The organism is Aurantimonas manganoxydans SI85-9A1 (assembly GCF_000153465.1).
GTDB classification, from domain to species: domain Bacteria; phylum Pseudomonadota; class Alphaproteobacteria; order Rhizobiales; family Rhizobiaceae; genus Aurantimonas; species Aurantimonas manganoxydans.
Window position 1 is genome coordinate 1 of the sequence record NZ_AAPJ01000021.1, and the last position, 1364, is coordinate 1364.

General features: G+C 70.2%; 2 protein-coding genes. Both read right to left on the reverse strand.

Annotated features, from left to right (window positions below; translation table 11 throughout):
• Window positions 1–519 (reverse strand): TIM barrel protein (locus SI859A1_RS00150; protein ID WP_009207871.1); only part of this gene is annotated, 519 nt, incomplete at its 3' end.
• 52 nt (window positions 520–571) lie between these two features.
• The coding region (locus SI859A1_RS00155) for an urease accessory protein UreF (protein ID WP_009207872.1) at window positions 572–1364 on the reverse strand (793 nt) is incomplete at its 5' end.

Here is a 1364-nt window from a genome sequence, read left to right on the forward strand (position 1 = left end):
GTCGAGCGTGTGGCCGAATTCGCGGCCGACGGACATCGGCTCCCAGAACATCCAGGTCAGGCCGCGTCCGGCGGCATGGGCGGCGACATCGGCCCAGCCGTCGAGGGCGGCCCGCATGAGGGCCTCGCGGCGGTCGGGATCGTCGAAATCCCGGTAGGTCATGATGGCGAATTGTGTGCCGATGGCCGGGCAACCGAGATCGGCGGCGATGTCGGCGAGGGTCTTGAACCAGGCGATGGTATAGGCGCGCACGCCCGGGTCGGGATGGCCGAAATGGTTGAGGCGCCCATAGGGGCCGGTCATCAGGGAGGTGACGGAGACGCCATTGGCGGCCGCCGCAGTGGCCATGCGGGCGACGAGCGGCCGGAGCGTGCCGGCAGGCCAGGACGGGTTGAGGAATTCATGGGTGAGTTGAAGATGGCCGATGCCGATCTCGTCGGCGACGACCGTCATCAGATCCTCGGGCTCGGCATAGCGATTGACCAGCGGATTGGTGCTGATCGAGAGGGTGAAGGCCATGAGCGTCTCGTATGCCCGCAGCCGCCAGCGGTTTTCGCAGCGGCATGAAAATCTATGCACGTGACGCAATATTTTGCAATTCTGCGGGCGCGCCTCTAGGATTCTGTGCAGTCGGCGGCAGGCGCCGGAGGCCGAGGGTTGCCGGGCGTGCGGCGGCGGTGGATAGCTCCAGCGACGCTGCGTGATCCGTGGAATGGCGTGCGGCAATGTCCGACCCTAGCGCCGCCGAGCCGAGATCGTCCAGAGTCGAGCGGCCCGCCCGCTCGGTCAGGGCTCGAATGTCGGGCTCCAGCCGCCGCAGGATCCGCACCGCCTCGCTCTGGGCCAGCGGCACCAGCCGCACCGCCGCCGACACCAGCGACGCGGCAAAGCCGTGCACGAAGGCCAGCAGCGTCTCGTCCAGCCCGAAGCCGGCTTCGGCGGCGAGCCGCCCGACCGCGACCGGATAGGCGACGGCGTCGGCGCCTTCCCTACGCTCCGCTTCGCCGGTTCCCGCCCATGGCTGCGATGCTTCGGCGAAGGCGGCGCCTAGCGCCAGCGTCTCGGCGCGGCGTTCGGCACTGCCGGCCAGCGCCTCGGCGAGCTCCGCGACGGCCGCGAATCGGGCCGCGTCGCCTGCCTGATGCGCGGCGTAGGCCTCGACCAGCAGCACGGCGTCGTTCCAGCCGCTGCCGCGATCGAGCAGCACCCGCACCCAGGCCTCTACCGATGCCCCGTCCGTCAGGACGCGCTCGGCCACCGCCGTTTCCAGCCCGTGCGACCAGGCGAAGGCGCCGATCGGGAAGGCCGGCGAGAACAGGGTCAGGAGTTCGGCCAGATGCGGGGTGGCGACCGATGCCGCCGCC